Origin of the sequence: Proteus sp. GOKU (assembly GCF_015475555.1) — a bacterium.
GTDB classification, from domain to species: Bacteria; Pseudomonadota; Gammaproteobacteria; order Enterobacterales; family Enterobacteriaceae; genus Proteus; species Proteus mirabilis_B.
This window is the reverse complement of sequence record NZ_CP034105.1, coordinates 386709-404244: the sequence shown is the minus strand read 5'-3', so window position 1 is coordinate 404244 and position 17536 is coordinate 386709. Positions and strand designations below refer to the sequence as shown.

General features: G+C 38.8%; 16 protein-coding genes. 9 read left to right on the top strand and 7 right to left on the bottom strand.

The window, feature by feature from the left end:
• Positions 1 to 10: 10 nt before the first annotated feature.
• Positions 11 to 922 carry an N-acetylmuramic acid 6-phosphate etherase gene (gene murQ, locus EHE21_RS01970; RefSeq protein WP_194952571.1) on the bottom strand — a complete coding sequence of 304 codons (912 nt, stop codon included), beginning with the start codon at positions 920 to 922 and terminating at the stop codon, positions 11 to 13.
• 272 nt (positions 923 to 1194) lie between these two features.
• Here murQ and rhaB point away from each other — a divergent pair, with 272 nt between their 5' ends.
• The 5 genes from rhaB (at position 1195) to rhaM (ending at position 6272) form a co-directional block, all read left to right on the top strand.
• On the top strand, positions 1195 to 2652 hold the full coding sequence (gene rhaB, locus EHE21_RS01965; RefSeq protein WP_194951704.1) for a rhamnulokinase: 1458 nt from the start codon (positions 1195 to 1197) through the stop codon (positions 2650 to 2652).
• A gap of 37 nt (positions 2653 to 2689) precedes the next feature.
• Entirely contained in the window at positions 2690 to 3940 is a 1251-nt protein-coding gene (locus tag EHE21_RS01960; protein ID WP_194951703.1) for an L-rhamnose isomerase, read from the top strand.
• A 10-nt stretch (positions 3941 to 3950) separates the two neighbouring features.
• Positions 3951 to 4772, top strand: coding sequence for a rhamnulose-1-phosphate aldolase (gene rhaD / locus EHE21_RS01955; protein WP_194951702.1), 822 nt, complete (start codon positions 3951 to 3953; stop codon positions 4770 to 4772).
• A 75-nt stretch (positions 4773 to 4847) separates the two neighbouring features.
• On the top strand, positions 4848 to 5882 hold the full coding sequence (gene rhaT, locus EHE21_RS01950; RefSeq protein ID WP_194951701.1) for an L-rhamnose/proton symporter RhaT: 1035 nt from the start codon (positions 4848 to 4850) through the stop codon (positions 5880 to 5882).
• 75 nt (positions 5883 to 5957) lie between these two features.
• The gene (rhaM, locus tag EHE21_RS01945) at positions 5958 to 6272 is read left to right on the top strand and encodes an L-rhamnose mutarotase (protein WP_194951700.1); all 315 of its coding nucleotides are present in this window, start codon (positions 5958 to 5960) and stop codon (positions 6270 to 6272) included.
• A 43-nt stretch (positions 6273 to 6315) separates the two neighbouring features.
• On the opposite strand, the gene EHE21_RS01940 is transcribed toward rhaM, so the two are convergent.
• The 3 genes from EHE21_RS01940 to rbsK form a co-directional block, all read right to left on the bottom strand.
• Positions 6316 to 7164, bottom strand: coding sequence for a helix-turn-helix domain-containing protein (locus EHE21_RS01940; RefSeq protein WP_194951699.1), 849 nt, complete (start codon positions 7162 to 7164; stop codon positions 6316 to 6318).
• Between the two features lie 45 nt (positions 7165 to 7209).
• Positions 7210 to 8016, bottom strand: coding sequence for an HTH-type transcriptional activator RhaS (gene rhaS / locus EHE21_RS01935; protein ID WP_194951698.1), 807 nt, complete (start codon positions 8014 to 8016; stop codon positions 7210 to 7212).
• Positions 8017 to 8410: 394 nt separating this feature from the next.
• Complete coding sequence (gene rbsK / locus EHE21_RS01930; protein WP_194951697.1) at positions 8411 to 9331, bottom strand: ribokinase; 921 nt, start codon at positions 9329 to 9331, stop codon at positions 8411 to 8413.
• 179 nt (positions 9332 to 9510) lie between these two features.
• On the opposite strand from rbsK, the gene deoC reads away from it, so the two are divergent.
• The 4 genes from deoC to prfH all read left to right on the top strand — a co-directional run bounded on the left by deoC (position 9511) and on the right by prfH (position 13072).
• Entirely contained in the window at positions 9511 to 10179 is a 669-nt protein-coding gene (deoC, locus tag EHE21_RS01925; RefSeq protein ID WP_075672244.1) for a deoxyribose-phosphate aldolase, read from the top strand.
• 55 nt (positions 10180 to 10234) lie between these two features.
• Positions 10235 to 11011, top strand: a complete 777-nt coding sequence (locus EHE21_RS01920) for a DeoR family transcriptional regulator (RefSeq protein ID WP_194951696.1) — start codon at positions 10235 to 10237, stop codon at positions 11009 to 11011.
• A 313-nt stretch (positions 11012 to 11324) separates the two neighbouring features.
• Positions 11325 to 12461, top strand: coding sequence for an RNA ligase RtcB family protein (locus EHE21_RS01915; protein WP_228766724.1), 1137 nt, complete (start codon positions 11325 to 11327; stop codon positions 12459 to 12461).
• Positions 12461 to 13072 carry a peptide chain release factor H gene (prfH, locus tag EHE21_RS01910; RefSeq protein WP_194951694.1) on the top strand — a complete coding sequence of 204 codons (612 nt, stop codon included), beginning with the start codon at positions 12461 to 12463 and terminating at the stop codon, positions 13070 to 13072. Before EHE21_RS01915 ends, prfH begins: the two co-directional genes overlap by 1 nt.
• Before the next feature lie 222 nt (positions 13073 to 13294).
• On the opposite strand, the gene EHE21_RS01905 is transcribed toward prfH, so the two are convergent.
• The 3 genes from EHE21_RS01905 to EHE21_RS01895 form a co-directional block, all read right to left on the bottom strand.
• Positions 13295 to 14569: an MFS transporter gene (locus tag EHE21_RS01905; protein WP_194951693.1), complete on the bottom strand. Its 1275-nt coding sequence runs from the start codon at positions 14567 to 14569 to the stop codon at positions 13295 to 13297.
• A gap of 95 nt (positions 14570 to 14664) precedes the next feature.
• Complete coding sequence (locus EHE21_RS01900) at positions 14665 to 16251, bottom strand: N-acyl-D-amino-acid deacylase family protein (RefSeq protein ID WP_194951692.1); 1587 nt, start codon at positions 16249 to 16251, stop codon at positions 14665 to 14667.
• Positions 16252 to 16323: 72 nt separating this feature from the next.
• Entirely contained in the window at positions 16324 to 17508 is a 1185-nt protein-coding gene (locus EHE21_RS01895; protein ID WP_088493930.1) for a YgeY family selenium metabolism-linked hydrolase, read from the bottom strand.
• Positions 17509 to 17536 lie beyond the last annotated feature (28 nt).

Below are 17536 nucleotides of genomic sequence, written 5' to 3'. Positions count from 1 at the left end.
CATATTGTTATTAGTTAAATAGGGCAAGTTGCTGTTGTAGCGAACAATAAGGATATTGCTGTGTAATTTGATCGACTTTCTCCACACTCAAGTGAAGTTCATACATTAAAATGGCTTTTCTAGGATGATAATTAACCATTTGTAACAGCGTTCTGGCTCTTTCATTGGAAATTCCACACACTTCGCTGACAATGCCTTCAGCACGACGTTGCAATTTCTCATTACTTGCAATCACATCCACCATAAGGTTTTTATGCACTTTTCCAAGCTTAGTCATTACGCTGGTGCTTAACATACCCAAAATCATTTTTTGAGCCGTGCCGCTTTTCATTCTTGTAGAGCCTGTTAACACCTCTGCGCCCACATCTGGCGCAATAGATAAGTCTGCAATTTCACTCATCATACTTTTGCCACGTGTGGTAATAGAGACAGTCAACGCCTTTAGCTTTTTACCATATTGCAAAGCAGCGACAGTAAAGGGTGTGCGACCGCTTGCAGCAATACCAATAACGACATCTTTATGGCTGACATGACGACGTTGAAGTTCTTCGATTGCCGCTTCTTGGCTATCCTCAATATTTTCGACCGCTTTTAGCATTGCATCATGACCGCCTGCAATAATCGCCTGCACTAATGTAGGAGATACACCAAAAGTAGGAGGACATTCCGCACTGTCTAAGACCGCCAATCGGCCACTTGTTCCTGCGCCGACATAAAAAATACGCCCACCTTTTTGCAAACGCTCAGTAATTTTTTCTACTGCCTTAGCAATAGCGGGCAATTCTTTTTTAACGGCATTGGCAACAGTCATATCTGCATTATTGATAAGCGTAACCAACTCTAAAGCGCTTAATTCAGAAAACTGTGCTGTTTCTTGATTGCTTTCATTTTTAAGACATTCGCTCAATGCATCTTCTTTCATCACAACAACCCTAATGAAACCAAATTTCAATAAAAATTACATCTTATGAAATTACATTTCAATCATACTTGTCATCACTTTGTGAAATCAGTCACATTATAAAACAGGTCATAAAGGATCTCGTTTGAAAGCTTATTGGTGAAATTGTGAATAGCATCACGCCGACTTTGGTTATTCTGCCAACTTTTCAGTTTATTGGCAGAATGTTTAACGCATCATTTTGACTCACTTCTTAAGATAGCCTGAATTTCTACATCACAGGAATTTAGACTATGAGTATCCGATACACCGTTGCTATCGATCTTGGTGCTTCAAGTGGTCGCGTCATGTTAGCAAGCTTTGATAAAGCTCATCAGCAATTATCACTGACTGAAATTCATCGTTTCACTAATCGTTTTATTATGAATGAAGGCCATACTTGCTGGGATCTAGACTTACTAGAGCAACATATTCGCACAGGCTTATCTTTAATAGAGCAGCAAAATATTGTCATAAGTAGCATCGGTATTGATACTTGGGGCGTTGATTATGTGCTGTTAAATGCACAAGGAGAGCGTGTTGGTCTAAGTTACTCTTATCGTGATAAACGCACTGAAAACGTGATGCGACAAGTGCAACAAGATCTCAAAACTGAATGGATCTATCAACAAACGGGCATTCAATTTCTTCCCTTTAATACCCTCTATCAGCTTAAAGCCATGCAACTTGAAGCGCCATCATGGCGAGAGAATGTGGCGCATTTTGTGATGATCCCTGACTATCTTGCCTACCGTTTAACTGGTGAGCTTAATTGTGAATACACCAATGCCACCACATCACAATTAGTCGATGTAAAAACCGGAGATTGGAATAAAGCACTGCTTGATTATCTGCAAATTCCTCATCATTGGTTTATGCCCATTAAACAACCCGGAAATACGATTGGTTATTGGCAAAATAGCAAAAATGAGGCAATTCCTGTTATTTCTGTTGCCAGCCACGATACAGCAAGTGCGGTGATTGCTACGCCGCTAAAAGATCAACAGTGCGCTTATTTAAGTTCAGGAACTTGGTCTTTAATGGGAATTGAACGCTTCACACCTTGTGTTTCAACCCAATCTTTACATGCTAATATTACTAATGAGGGTGGTGTTGAAGGTCGTTATCGTGTTCTTAAAAATATTATGGGGCTGTGGTTATTTCAGTCTATATGTAAAGAACACCACATCACTGATATTGCTGGATTAATTAATGATGTCGAACACATCACTCCTTTTACTTATTTGATTAATCCTAATGATGAATGCTTTCTCAACCCAGACTCGATGAGTAAAGCAATCCAAGACTACTGCCAACAACAGGGAAAAATCGCGCCTAGCACACCAGCACAATTGTCACGCTGTATTTTTGACAGTTTGGCACTGCTTTATCGCTATGTTTTCCTTGAATTACAAACACTTCATTGTACGCAATTAACACAATTACATATTGTTGGCGGAGGCAGTCAAAATGCTCTGCTTAACCAACTTTGTGCCAACACCTGTGGAATTCCCGTTATTACGGGTCCTATCGAAGCATCAACGCTAGGTAATGTGGGCTTACAACTCATTGCACTAAATGAAATTGAAGATATCGACCATTTTCGCCATTTGATAAGCAAAAGCACCACTCACACTACGTTTATGCCTAAAGCGCCACCAAGCGAAAATGTGTGGCAATCATTTTTACAACTTATTGAAACTAAACGCTAAAGATTTTTATACGCGATTTACGGATAAGGAAAGTGCCATGTCTAACATTAAAGAAAGTTATCAACTTGCCAAGCAACGTTTTTCACAAATCGGTGTTGATACAGAAAAAGCTATTCAAGCAATGGAAGCATTGCCTGTATCTATTCATTGCTGGCAAGGTGATGACGTTGCAGGATTTGAACCTTCAAATTCCGCATTAACTGGCGGCATTCAAGCAACGGGGAATTATCCGGGTAAAGCGCGTAATGCCACAGAACTACGTGCAGATATGGAAAAGGCAATGAGCCTTATTCCTGGTACAAAAAGAGTTAATCTTCATGCTCTTTATTTAGAATCTGATACACCTGTTGAGCGCAATGAAATCAAACCCGCGCACTTTGCCAATTGGGTTGAATGGGCAAAGCAACAAAAAGTTGGCCTCGACTTTAACCCTTCCTTTTTCTCTCACCCTTTAAGCCTTGAAGCCACATTAACGCACGCTAATAAAGAGATCCGTGATTACTGGATTGGTCACGCCAAAGCATGTCGTCGCATTTCTGCCTATTTCGGTGAATCACTGAATACGGCTTCGGTGATGAACATCTGGATCCCTGATGGCATGAAAGATACCCCTATCGATCGCTACGCTCCAAGGCAACGTCTTGTTGAAGCACTTGATGAAGCTATTAGCGAGAAATTCTCCACTAAGCATCATATTGATGCTGTTGAAAGTAAATTGTTTGGTATTGGTGCTGAGTCTTATACCGCGGGATCTAGTGAGTTTTACCTCGGCTACGCCATTACTCGTCAAACCGCACTTTGTTTAGATGCAGGGCATTTCCATCCGACAGAAGTTATTTCAGACAAAATTTCTGCGGTGATGCCTTACGTTGAACGCTTACTTCTCCATGTGAGTCGCCCTGTTCGTTGGGATAGCGACCACGTTATTTTACTCGATGATGAAACACAGGCGATTGCAAATGAAATCATCAGACATAACTTACAAAACCGTGTTCATATCGGTCTTGATTTCTTTGATGCTTCTATTAACCGTATCGCTGCTTGGGTTATTGGTACACGTAATATGAAAAAAGCACTGTTACGTGCCTTACTCGAGCCAACCCCAATGTTACGCCAATTAGAAATTGATGGTGATTTCACGGCACGTCTTGCCTTATTGGAAGAGCAAAAAGCACTACCTTGGCAAGCCGTTTGGGACGAATACTGCGAGCGCCAAAATGTTCCTGTTGGTGATAAGTGGTTACAAGAAGTTCGTCATTACGAAAATAGTGTTTTATCAAAGAGATAAGGTTAACTCCATGCAAAAAATTCTCACATCTTGTTTTGTGCAAGGCATGATCAAAGCCACCAGTGATATGTGGCTCAAAGGCTGGGATGAACGTAATGGCGGGAATGTCAGCTTACGCTTAACACCAGAGGAAGTTCTACCTTATCAAGGAGACTTTTATTCAACACCACGCTATATCGAAGTCACAGAATCCGTTAAAGAATTAGCAAATCAATACTTTATCGTGACAGGATCAGGTAAGTTTTTTCGCAATGTGGCACTCGATCCCGAAGATACCTTGGGATTGGTAAAAATTGATGAAGAAGGTCAGGGTTATCACATCGTTTGGGGATTGGTTAATGGTGGTGTTCCAACATCTGAATTTGCAGCCCATTTTCAATCACATATTACGCGGCTAAAAGTCACTGAAGGACAAAATCGCGTCATTATGCATTGCCATGCGACAAACTTGATTGCACTTAGCTACGTGCTACCGCTCGATAGTGCCACTATTACACGCCAACTTTGGGAAATGAGTACAGAGTGTTTAGTGGTGTTCCCTGACGGTATTGGTGTTTTTCCTTGGATGGTGCCAGGGACAGATGGCATTGGACTTGAAACAGCACGACAAATGGAAAAACACGGATTGGTTTTATGGCCATTCCACGGCATTTTTGGCTCAGGACCGACTCTTGATGATGCATTTGGCTTAATTGATACCGCTGAAAAATCAGCTGAAATTCTAGTCAAAGTACTCTCAATGGGCGGTAAAAAGCAGACCATCTCTACCGAAAATCTTATTGCGTTAGCTAAACGCTTTAATGTTTCTCCAATGCGCGAAGCACTGAAATAACACCCGTTTCTTTGTGGCAAAGCCGTTCCTTTGTCACAAAGAAAAACACAATAATAATGGTATGAGGAAAAACTCATGGGTAGTGGAATTATATTAGGCATTTTCTGGCACTTTGTCGGTGCCGCCTCCGCTGCATGTTTTTACGCACCACTGAAAAAAGTTAAAAGATGGTCATGGGAAACCATGTGGTCTGTGGCTGGGATATTTTCTTGGATAATTTTACCTTGGACAATCAGCTACTTACTACTTCCTGATTTTTGGGCATATTACGCCTCTTTTGGTAGTGAGATCCTGTTACCTGTCTTTTTATTCGGTGCAATGTGGGGAGTGGGAAACATTGGTTATGGTCTGACAATGCGCTATTTGGGAATGTCCATGGGGATTGGTATTGCCATTGGAATAACCTTAATTGTCGGCACATTAATGACTCCGATTATTCAAGGTAAATTTGGTGAACTCGTTGCTTCAACTGGGGGAAAACTAACTTTGGCCGGAGTGGCAATTGCCCTCGTTGGCGTGGCGATAGTCTCTTATGCAGGGCTTTTAAAAGAGCGTGCAACTGGTATTCAAGCTGAAGAGTTTGATCTGAAAAAAGGCTTATTATTAGCCGTAATGTGCGGTATTTTTTCTGCTGGCATGTCATTTGCGATGAGTGCAGCCGTTCCTATGCATGAAACTGCATCCCAATTAGGCGTTTCTCCTCTCTATGTGGCTTTGCCAAGCTATGTGGTAATTATGGGGGGTGGTGCATTAATTAATTTAGGCTACTGCTTTAGTCGCCTGATGTGTAAAAGAGATCTCTCTTTCAAACTTGATATTTCTGTCCCTAAAGCACTACTTATTAGCAATATCTTATTTGCCATCTTGGGTGGCGGTATGTGGTATTTCCAATTCTTCTTTTATGCGTGGGGACACGCCAATATTCCAACAGAATACGGCTTTATGAGCTGGATGCTACATATGAGCTTCTATGTCTTATGTGGTGGTATCGTCGGCTTAATATTAAAAGAGTGGAAAGATACTGGAAGAAAACCTGTACGTATTTTATCTCTGGGTTGTTTAGTGATTATTCTTGCTGCCAATATTGTGGGCTTAGGTATGGCTGCATAAATTAATTATCAGGGTTAATGTGCATTAGCCCTGATATTTCCTGATAAAAATCTTATCTTAATTAAGAGGTTACCCATGATAAGAAAAGCCTTTGTTATGCAAGTTAATGCCAATGCTCATCAAGAATATCAACAACGACATAACCCAATTTGGCAAGAGCTTGAAGCAACATTAAAAGCTCATGGTGCTCATAATTACTCCATCTTCCTTGATAAAAAGAGAAACCTACTTTTTGGTTATGTGCAAATTGAGTCAGAAGCGCAGTGGAATGCGGTCGCTACGACAGAAATTTGCCAAAAATGGTGGAAATACATGTCTGATGTTATGCCATCAAATCCAGACAACAGCCCTGTAAGCGATGATTTACAAGAAGTGTTCTTTCTTAAATAACCGTTCATTTAGGGTGATATTTTAATAATATCGCCCATCTGACTTATTTATTGTTATGAAAATTTTGTCGATAATCACTTGCCGTAATATTCATTTTCTTATGAAAAACAGATGAGAAATAATTACTGTCTTCATAACCACACTGCGCAGCAATATCACTAATTAATAAATCGGTTGTTCTTAATAATGTTGCCGCATGGCATAAACGTAATTGCTGTAAATAACCAGTGATTGTCATTCCTGTATTCGATTTAAATAATCGATATAATGAACGAGAAGCAACCTGATGCTCTTGTGCAAACCCATTTAAAGAAAATGGTGTTGATATACTTTGATTTAGTCTTGTAATTAAAATATCAATTAAATGTACAGAGCTTACAGGTGAATTATTGGGTTGATAGCGATAACGATAAATCAATAAGATAAACTGTAAGAAAAGAGATTCACATAAGTGAATTGAAAGGCTGTCAGGCTTACGACACTCTTTATCTATTTGTTCGATAATAGGAACAAATTGAGATAAACAAGAAGGTGGTAATTTCCACTGACGCATCTCTTTTACTTCTGTGATTAAAGGAAGATATTTTGATATTTCTTGATTGAATAACAGTTTTTCAGGTTTATACAAGATATTAACTAGTTTTAACTGATTAACGGCATAATAGCCGTGCCTATCATTGGCATTAATATAAAAAAAGTCACCACAAGTTATAGGGTAATCATCCCCATTCCATGTATGAATGCCATTTCCCGAAAAAACCATGACTAATTCATTAAAATCATGATCATGAATAACAAAACTCTCTTGCGATTTTCTTTTTTCTATTGTGATAGTATTCTCATCACAAATAAAATAATTGTTACCTTTTAGGGTTAAAATATTGTTATTCATTACCACTCCCAAATACTTAAAAAAACATCATTGCTAGATTGCATTCTATGTACAATAACGTAACGCTCTGGGTGTGACATTGTACTCATTTTTAAAACAGGTAGAGAAATAGGCGCTATCATTAAAACCACAATTCAATGCAATATCAGTAATACGCTCATCCGAAAAACGAATTTTATAATAAGCATCTGATAATCTTAGTTTCATTAAATAATTTTGAGGCGATAACCCCAAATGATTTTTTATGTGCCTATGTAGCGTTCGTAATGAAATATCGTACTTTTCAGCAAGTGCTGCCCAATCAACAACCTCAAGATAATTCATATTTAACCAGCGTAATACTTGCATCATTTTTTGTTCATTACTTCCATCTGTTATAGTATTATATTTTCCTTCTTGCAGTGTCACCAATAATTGAAAAAATAGACTCTCTTCTTCAGCAATATCTTTTCCTGTCACCTTACTTAATTTATCAATTATTTTTTGTGACTTAATAAAATTAACTTTATTTAATAACCAATGTGAGCATTTATCTTTATTATTCACAGGTAGAAACTGACTAATATTATTTAAATATGTAAACTCTGATATAGAGCGATATAAAACATTCGTTAAATTTAAACCTGAAACATTATCAAATAAATGATAATCCTCAGATTTAATATAACAGACTGTCCCTGGACATAACGTATGAGGTTGTCCATTTAAGACATGTAATCCAATCCCTTGGGTGACAATAAATATTTCACTGAAATCATGAGTATGTTCAGGAAATATAGGCTGCGGAACCCTAGGCTCTACCGCAATGGGTTGATTTGGTGCAGAAAAATAATCTTCACTGTATAGTTTCATTTGACACCCTTAAGCATAATTATTATTTACTTTCTCAAATAGTTCTTTTATTAAGAACTACTCTTGAAAAAATATGGTTGAAAAATAAAAATATAAAATAAAGTCACTTATAAGGTACAAAAACAACAAGAATAACTAATTCTAAGCAGTAAAAAGGAAAATCACCTTTAACATTCAGACAAGAAGTATTTATTTTTGGCAAAAAATTAAAGAAGAACCTCATCAATTAATAAATTTGTGAAGTCACATGCAATTAATAATGTATTAAAACGTATTTTCTCATTGATTAATGTAACTGATAATCCCCCATCTAAATAGATGAGGGAAAGGATAATAGTGTAGCTTAAACGATTAAATCATCATAATCAGATAATGTCCTAAATAGAATTATCCGTTATTTTTTATTTCCTAAAAACTGCCCAAATTCTTCAATGCTTGGATAAGAAGATTGTGTGCCTTTTCCGGCAACACTTAAGCCTGAAAACATCACGGCTTTATTTAATGCTTCTTCAATATTATTGGTGTGAACATAATAATGAGAGAAGCAACCAATAAAGGCATCACCTGCCCCGCTGGTATCTATTGCATCAACTTCGATGGCAGGAATGTACTTCTCAATTTCGCCATTCATCCATAATGCACCTTTTTCACCTAATGTAACGATGACATTCTTAAAGCCTTTTTGTAGTAAAGAACAAGCGGCTTCACGAATTTCATCCATTGTGGTGATTGGCATACCCGTCAAAATTTCCAGTTCTGTTTCATTAGGAACAAAAAAGTCACAACGAGCAGCAATATTAAGATCTAATGCTTTTGAAGCGGGCGCAGGGTTAAATAACACAGGAATATGGTGTTTGTTACCAAACTCAATAGCGTGATAGACCGTTTCAAGCGGGATTTCTAATTGCAATACAATTATTTTGCATTTTTTCAGGCTATCTGTCGCTCTATCAATATCTTCTGGCGACAAATGCTGATTAGCGCCTTTCACAATTAAAATGCTATTTGATGATTGAGAAGTCACAAAAATAGGTGCAACACCGCTTGTTGTCCCAGGCACTTTTTCAACATAGCGAGTGTTAATACCGTAAGACTCTAAATTCATGATGGTGTTATCCGCGAAAATATCATCACCAACTTTTGTTAACATCATCACTTTTGAATTTAATTTAGCCGCAGCAACCGCTTGGTTAGCCCCTTTACCACCGCAACCAATCTTAAATGCCGGCGCCTCAAGGGTTTCGCCCTCTTTTGGCATCCTATCTATATAGGTGATCAAATCCACCATATTTGAACCAATCACTGCGATATCCATAGCGCCTCTTACTCTTATGTGAAATTTATAAATGTGAAAATAGTGACATTTTGATAGATGCATAACAGTATCATGTTATTTAAATATCATTTGTGATTGTTATCTCGTTAAAACAGCACTAATATGTTGCCAAACTAACATGAGTGATAAATAACAATCTTCTTATTAAGGAATATACTATGCGTCCATTAGCTAATTATATCGATCATACCCTTCTTGCTGCAGATACAACTGAAGCACAAATCAAGAAATTGTGTGCTGAAGCAGCTGAACACGGTTTCTTCTCTGTTTGTATTAACACTTCTTACATCCCTTTAGCAAGAACTTGCCTTAAAGGAAGTGATGTAAAAGTATGTTGTGTTATCGACTTCCCATTTGGTGCTGGTTTAACAGCAACAAAAGCATTCGAAGCGGCTGAAGCTATTCGTCAAGGCGCACAAGAAGTCGATATGGTTATCAATATCGGTATGTTAAAAAGCGGTCGTTTAGACTTCGTAAAACAAGATATTGAAGCAGTAAAAGCAGCTTGTGGTAATACAACTCTGAAAGTTATTTTAGAAACTTGCTTATTAACTGACGACGAAGTACGTTTAGTTTGTGAAATGTGTCGTGAGATCCGCGTTGATTTTGTGAAAACATCAACAGGATACAGTACAATGGGCGCAACCGAACATCATGTTGCTTTAATGCGCAAAACAGTGGGTGATGAAGTTGGCGTGAAAGCATCAGGTGGTGTTCGCGATCGTCAAACAGCATTAAACATGATCAAAGCAGGTGCAACACGTATCGGTGCTAGCGCAAGTGTCGCTATCGCAACAGATTCAGATGCACCTGAATCAAATTACTAATTATTTAGCGTATATTTTCTTGGAGTACGCTATTCGATAACACAAGGATCCTTCGGTGATAGAGACCAAACAGCACGAACGTTTGCGCCGCCTCAGTGAATGTATTAAACGCTCAGGTCGCATACATCTTAAAGACGCCGCGAGGATCCTTGAAGTTTCTGAAATGACAATTAGGCGCGACCTTAGTTCTGACGCCGAAAACCCTTTTCCGATGTCATTATTAGGGGGTTACGTTGTTGCATTAGCTCAGCCTCATTCAGGGTTAATCTCAACATCCTCTGATATTATTACGCCGGATCAAACTGAAGAACTTCATATTCCCAATCTTGCCGCAGGTATGGTCTCTGACGGCGATGTGCTTTTTTTCGATAATGGGCAATTTATTCCTACACTGATTGAGCTTATTCCCGATAACCTGCATTTCACCGGAATTTGTTATTCTCATCGTGTATTTTTGGCATTAAGCCAGAAGAAAAATGCTACCGTATTACTCTGCGGAGGTGAATATCGCCCTAAGAGTGATTCATTCTACAATCCTACCCAACCCTCTTATCTTGATAGCATTAATCCTAAGAAAGCCTTTATTTCAGCTGAAGGTGTTCATCTCGATTTTGGCGTTACCTGTTATAACATCGACGATCTTTATATGAAGAAAAAAGCGATGGATAAATCTATTCGTAAAATCTTACTCACCAAATATCACTATTTTGATGAAACAGCGACAGGCAATATGGGCGATTTAGCTCAGTTTGATGTTGTTATCACAGATAGAAAATTAACGGATGATTACGAAGATTATTGCCGAAAAAGCTCAGTAAAAGTGATTTATTAATTAAAAATAGAGTGCTAACTAAAATAGTTAATAAAGAAAAGTTAGCCTTAAATTAAATAAATTATATTTATTCTCTTTTATAAAAATAAAGAAAATTCACGCCACTTTTTGATTGCCAAGGCAAAAAAAAGTGGTTACTATGCCAGCGATTTATTATTTCTCACCCATTTTAATTAACGCAAGGAGGTATCCCATGACAACTACAAATATGAATACTCTTTGCGGACAATCTCAGAAGTAATCCTTTTTTCCTTCTTTTTGCTGTCCGCCAATCAATTTATTTTTTTATCCTTTACATTATATGGATTGGTATATGGACAAGTGTGTTCATTATTTATCTGATAGCGTTTGTTATATCGCATCGGATAATACTTGGATTGAAAGCAAAGCAATCCAACAACTAGAAACAACGGCTCAACTTCCTGATATGGCTTATGTGGCAGGTATGCCAGACCTACACCCAGGTCGCGGTTATCCTATTGGTGCAGCCTTTTTTTCTGTTAATCGTTTTTACCCTGCTTTAGTCGGAAATGATATCGGCTGTGGCATGACACTCTTTCAAACTGAATTTAAAAACAGCAAACTTAACTTAAATAAAGCAGAAAAACAGTTGAGTGAAATGAGTGATATCGCACCTTCAGAATGGCTAGAAGCACATCTACCGACTGAAATGCAAAACCATCCTTTTGCTGGCTCTTTAGGCTCTATTGGTGGCGGTAATCACTTTGCTGAATTCCAACAAATTGACCAAGTGATCAATGAAACGCTTTTTGCTGAAAGTGGTATCAATAAAAAACAGTTATTGCTACTCGTTCACAGCGGATCGAGAGGTTTAGGACAATCTATCTTACGTGCCCATACAGAACAGTTTGGTCATAAAGGACTGATTGCTAACACCGAAGATGCAAATGAATATTTGCAAGCTCACAATAATGCACTTGATTATGCAAAGATTAATCGTCGCCTTATTGGTGAAAGAATGATGCACCAAATTCGCACTCAAGGCGAAGTTATTTCTGATGTAAATCATAATCTTGTCGAACCTTGCGAATTACATGGTCAACAAGGTTGGTTACATCGTAAAGGTGCAACACCGGCACATCACGATATGGTGGTTATTCCGGGTTCACGCGGTGATTACAGCTATATTGTTAAGCCCATTGTGTCTGAATTAAGCCTTCATTCATTACCGCATGGTGCAGGTAGAAAATGGATGCGTACAGAGTGTAAAGGCCGTTTATCACACCGTTTTACACCTTTACAACTTTCACGAACTGCATTAGGTAGCCGTATTATTTGTGCCAATAAACAACTGATTTATGAAGAAGCACCACAATCTTATAAATCAATTGAGACTGTGATTGAAAGTATGGTGAGCATTGGATTAATCGAAGTTATTGCACGTTTAAAACCCGTGATCACCTATAAAACAAGTGGGGAGATGGAGTAATGTTATTACAATTCACCTCCGCACAAGGCCCTGAAGAGTGCTGTTTAGCTGTTGAAAAAGCCTTAAATTACTTTTTGAAATCAACGACAAAACAGCAGGTGAACGTTACTGTTCTTGAAAAAGAGCCTTCACGTCATGGCTTAAAATCTGCGTTAGTGTCTCTTGAAGGTAGTGATGCACAAGCTATCGCACAACAGTGGGCAGGTTCAGTGCAATGGCAGTGTGCAAGCACATTACGACCACGACACAAGCGTAAAAACTGGTTTATTGGTGTTGCTTGTTTTGAACAACCTGATGAAATTAATGACAAAGAAATTGTCTTTGAAACCATGCGTTCCAATGGTCCCGGTGGTCAGCATGTTAACAAAACAGAATCTGCGGTCAGAGCAACACATATTGCCACCGGCATTAGTGTAAAAGTGCAATCAGAGCGTAGTCAGCACGCCAATAAAAAGCTCGCTAAGCAACTTATCGCATGGCATTTAGAGTCTTATATGATGAAGCAACACGCCTCATTAAATAGCCAACGCCATATTGCCCATCACCGAGTTATTCGTGGCGATGCCACACTCTGTTTTAGTGGTAATGATTTTGTTCTGATAAGCAAATAATGTTATTAAGCTAACAAAAGCAAAGCCACGATTTTTAATCGTGGCTTTTTTTAAGACAAAAGTATCCTGCAATAAGATTTTTTAAATTAAAAAATCAATAAAGCGTATAGTGAGTTTTAATAAATAAATCTTACAGTTAATACATTTATTTTATTTAATTAATCTTATTTCTTTTAATAACATCACACTTATTTAAATATAAATATTATTAATACTGATTAATTAAATTTCTGCGGGTGTATTTCGCATTTTAACAGTGAACGTCACAACAGCAGAGGCAACCAATGCAATTATCATAAACATAAATGCACTGTCATAACTACCACCACTGGCTTTAATTAAGAAGCCCATAACAGGTGCGGAAACAACACCCGCCATTTGACCACCGAAGTTAACAATCCCTGAAGCACGCCCCATAATTTTATTCGGGATAGTATCCATTAAAATACCCCAGAACATTGCCATAGCGAAGAACATAAATAATGCTGAAATACACTGATATACAACCGCCATATCAGCACTTTCAACGGTATATGTCATATATAAGAAGCCTGCTGCAATCACTGCGGTAACCATATATAACCATTTACGCTGTGATTTACATTTATCAGAAACATAACCACCTAATAATGTACCACCAGCACCAAATAAGAATGGAATAGCCGCCATTACCCCAGTTTTAGCCAAAGAGAATTCACGAACAGTAATTAAATAACTTGGTAACCATGTTGAGAATCCCCAGAAGGTAATATCAAACAGAAACCAAATTGCTGCCATTTGCCACAACACAGGCATCTTTAAAACGTCTTTAAAAGGTACCACTTCAACAGGTTTATCCGTTAATGTACCATCCGCCGCTAACTCATCGAGATCTTGCTGAGTAATACTTGGGTGATCTTTTGGATTATCACGAGTGAAGAAATAAATACCGGCTGCAATTAATAAACCCGGAATACCTAAAACAATAAACACCATATGCCAGCCAAAAGCACCGATAATACTCGCGGCAACAATTACCGCTAATGCTGGCCCTAAGGTATTTACTGTTGATTGAATTGCCGTTGCGCGACCACGCTCTTTAGATGGGAAATAAGTTGAGATCATTTTCCAAGAGGCAGAGGGAAAACAGCCTTCACCAATACCGAATAAGAATCGTACGGCAAGCATTAACGGTAATGTAAACACCATACCTGTTAAGCTGGTAAATACTGACCACCATGCAATACCGATCGCCATGATTTTACGTGCACCAAAACGGTCAGCTAAGAAACCACCGGGGATTTGGAATGCCGCATAACCGACAAAAAACGCACTGATTATTAAGCCTTGTTGGGTGGTATCAAGATTAAGATCACGTCCAATAAAGGGTAATGAAACACTCATTACCATTCTATCTAAGAATGAAAGTAACCATGCTAACCAAATTAAGGATAAAACGGTATAACGAGCTTTCCATGTTTTCTTCTGATGAAGGTCTGGAATAATATTTGAACTCATTTTCCTGTTCCTCAGGTAAGGGGAAACCATCACGGTTGAAAAACAACCGTGATAAACAGAGATAAGGTTTAACGTTTAAGAGCGCTATTGTGCGGCTATGCTCTTAAAACATGACCGCTACAAGCGTAACTTTCGACCCCATTAATTAATGCGATACGGCCATTGACCATCACCAAGTCGATCCCTTCTGGGTATTGGTTTGGTTCAACAAACGTGCCTTTATCAATAATGGTTTCAGGATCAAACATCACAATATCTGCGGCATATCCCTCTTTAATTAAGCCTCTGTCGGTTAATCGAAGGACTTCGGCAGGTTTACCTGTCATTTTGCGGATAGCTTGTTCCCAAGTGAGACATTTTTCTTCTCTGACGTATTTCCCTAAAACACGAGGAAAGGCACCGAATACACGGGGATGAGGCTTACCTGCGCCCATTAGCCCATCAGTACATACGTTTTGTTCAGGACGACATAAGAATTTGATCACGTGTTCTTCTGTACCGTAAAAATCCACCATTCCTACCGCATTTTCTTCTTCATATAGCAGATCGAAAGTTGCGTTATACGGATCTTTTCCTCTCAATTTGCCTAGCTCTACAAGACTAAGACCAACGGCATCTTGGTTTTTTTCTGTTTTAGAACTAGTGACATAAATATTTTCTAACCCTGCGAAATCAATAAAGTTATCCCAACCCGGAATGCCTTTTTCGATATCTTCAATCATCTTTTTACGCAGTTCAGGAGAAGCTAAGCGTTCTAATAGTTTCTCTGTACCTCCGGCGTGAACCCAAGGCGGTAAAATTACCCCAAGCATGGTACTGCCTGCTACATATGGGTATTGGTCAAAAGAGATACGGATACCCTCTTTTTGTGCTTGCTCTAACATACCGAGCATTTCGTCAATTAATCCCCAGTTTTTCTTACCGCAAACCTTCATATGAGAAATATGCAACCAAACACCCGATGCTTTGGCCATATCAATAAGCTCTTGAGTCGATTGAATAATATCGTCAGCTTCACTGCGCTGGTGAACGACAAAAATACCATTGTGTTTTGCTGTCACCTTACAAAGTTCGATCATTTCAGCAGTATCACCAAAGGCACAAGGCATATAAATCAATCCTGTTGATAAACCAAATGCCCCTGCTTTTAATTCACGCTCTAAGATCTCACACATTTTGGCGACATCTTCGCGAGTTGAAGGATTACCTTCTAATCCCATCGCTTCCATTCGTATGTTGCCATGAGGAACAAGGTAAGCAAGATTCGTTGCAGAGCCTCTGGCTTCCAACATCCCCAAGTAACCTTCGGTATTTTTAAAATGCCAATCAATGCTGTCAGAATCACCATCTAAACCCGCAATATTCTTGCGCCACGCTGAAATATATTGTTCCGGTAATGGTGCTAACGCGACACCATCTTGCCCTAACAATTCAGTGGTGATCCCTTGGCGGATTTTGGCGGATAAAGCGGGGTTAAGCAGAGCAGACAGATCAGAGTGAGTATGAGTATCAATAAAACCGGGACAGACTATTTTCCCTGTTGCATCAATGATCTGATCATTTGTTTTTGCATCAAACTGACCGATTTTTATTATTTTTCCTTCATTAACCACAACATCAGCTTGAAATGCACTTGCCCCTGTTCCATCAATAACAGTGGCGTTTTTAAATATTGTTTTCATTCTGTTATTTCTCCAAAGAGCATCTGACGATTTTGTCAGATACTCTTCTAGTAAGGATTTATTTCGTAAGAATTAAAGGTGATAAAGGCTGTTCATAATGCTGTAATAACCACTCGCAGCACCTGTTAGCTGTTCAATTTCGATATATTCATCAATGGTGTGCGCCAAGTTTTCGCGGGATGGACCAAAACCAATGGTTTTAATACCCGCTTCACCTGCATAGTGGCTACCGTTAGTACAGAAAGAATATTGTGTGACAGTAGGGTTAAAGCCTGATTCATGCAGCCCTTTTAAAACGCTTTGTACATAAGGATCGCTCTCTTCTAATACCCAACCAGGGAAGAAACGTTCACCTTCAATAGTAGCCCCGGTGTAACATTTTTCAGTGCCATAGGCATAAGAGACTTTAGCTTTAAAATCAGCATCTTGAGAAGCAAGCTCATCAATCGCTTTTTGTAATGGTGCAAGCACTTGTTCTTTAGTTTCACCCACTAATAAACGGCGATCGTAAGTGGCACGGCAATACTCAGGTACAACCGAAGCACCCGGATAAGGTGATGATTTAATGTCCGTTAGTTCTAAGATCCCTTTTCCTAATACAGGATGAACCGATGGCGTTAAGGTTCTGATCTTCTCGATCAGTTTTGCCATTTTATAAACAGAGTTGATCCCTGCATCTGGATTAGCGGAGTGAGCAGGTTTACCAAAGGTTTCAACTACAATTTCAGCACGACCACGTTGCCCAATTTTGAGGTTTAATTCGGAGGCTTCACCAATCACTACATAGTCTGGTTTATAGCGCTCAGAAACGAGTCTTGCGGCAACACCTTCGAAACACTCTTCATGCACAATACAAGAGACATAAATGCGACCAGCAAAGTTACGCTGATTATCTTGGCCATAAAAACCTATCGCCGAAATCATGGCAGCGACAGCCCCTTTCATATCACTGGTGCCACGGCCATAAATCTTGCCGTCTTTTATTTCTGCACCATAAGGCTTTTCTTTCCAGTCACGCTCACTAACCGGTACGGTGTCGATATGACCATCAAAAACAAGGGTTTTCCCTGGGTGTTGACCTATAATTCCGCCAATGATATTGCCGTATTTATCAATATGAATGTCATCAAAATCATAGTTTTTCATCATCTCTTCTATGACCTTAACAACGTTACCTTCTTCACCTGAATAGCTTTTTTGTTGGATTAATAATTGGCAATTCTTAATAACTTCATCAAATCGGTTTGCTGATAACATACTGTTCACTCCAAAAGACTTATTTGTT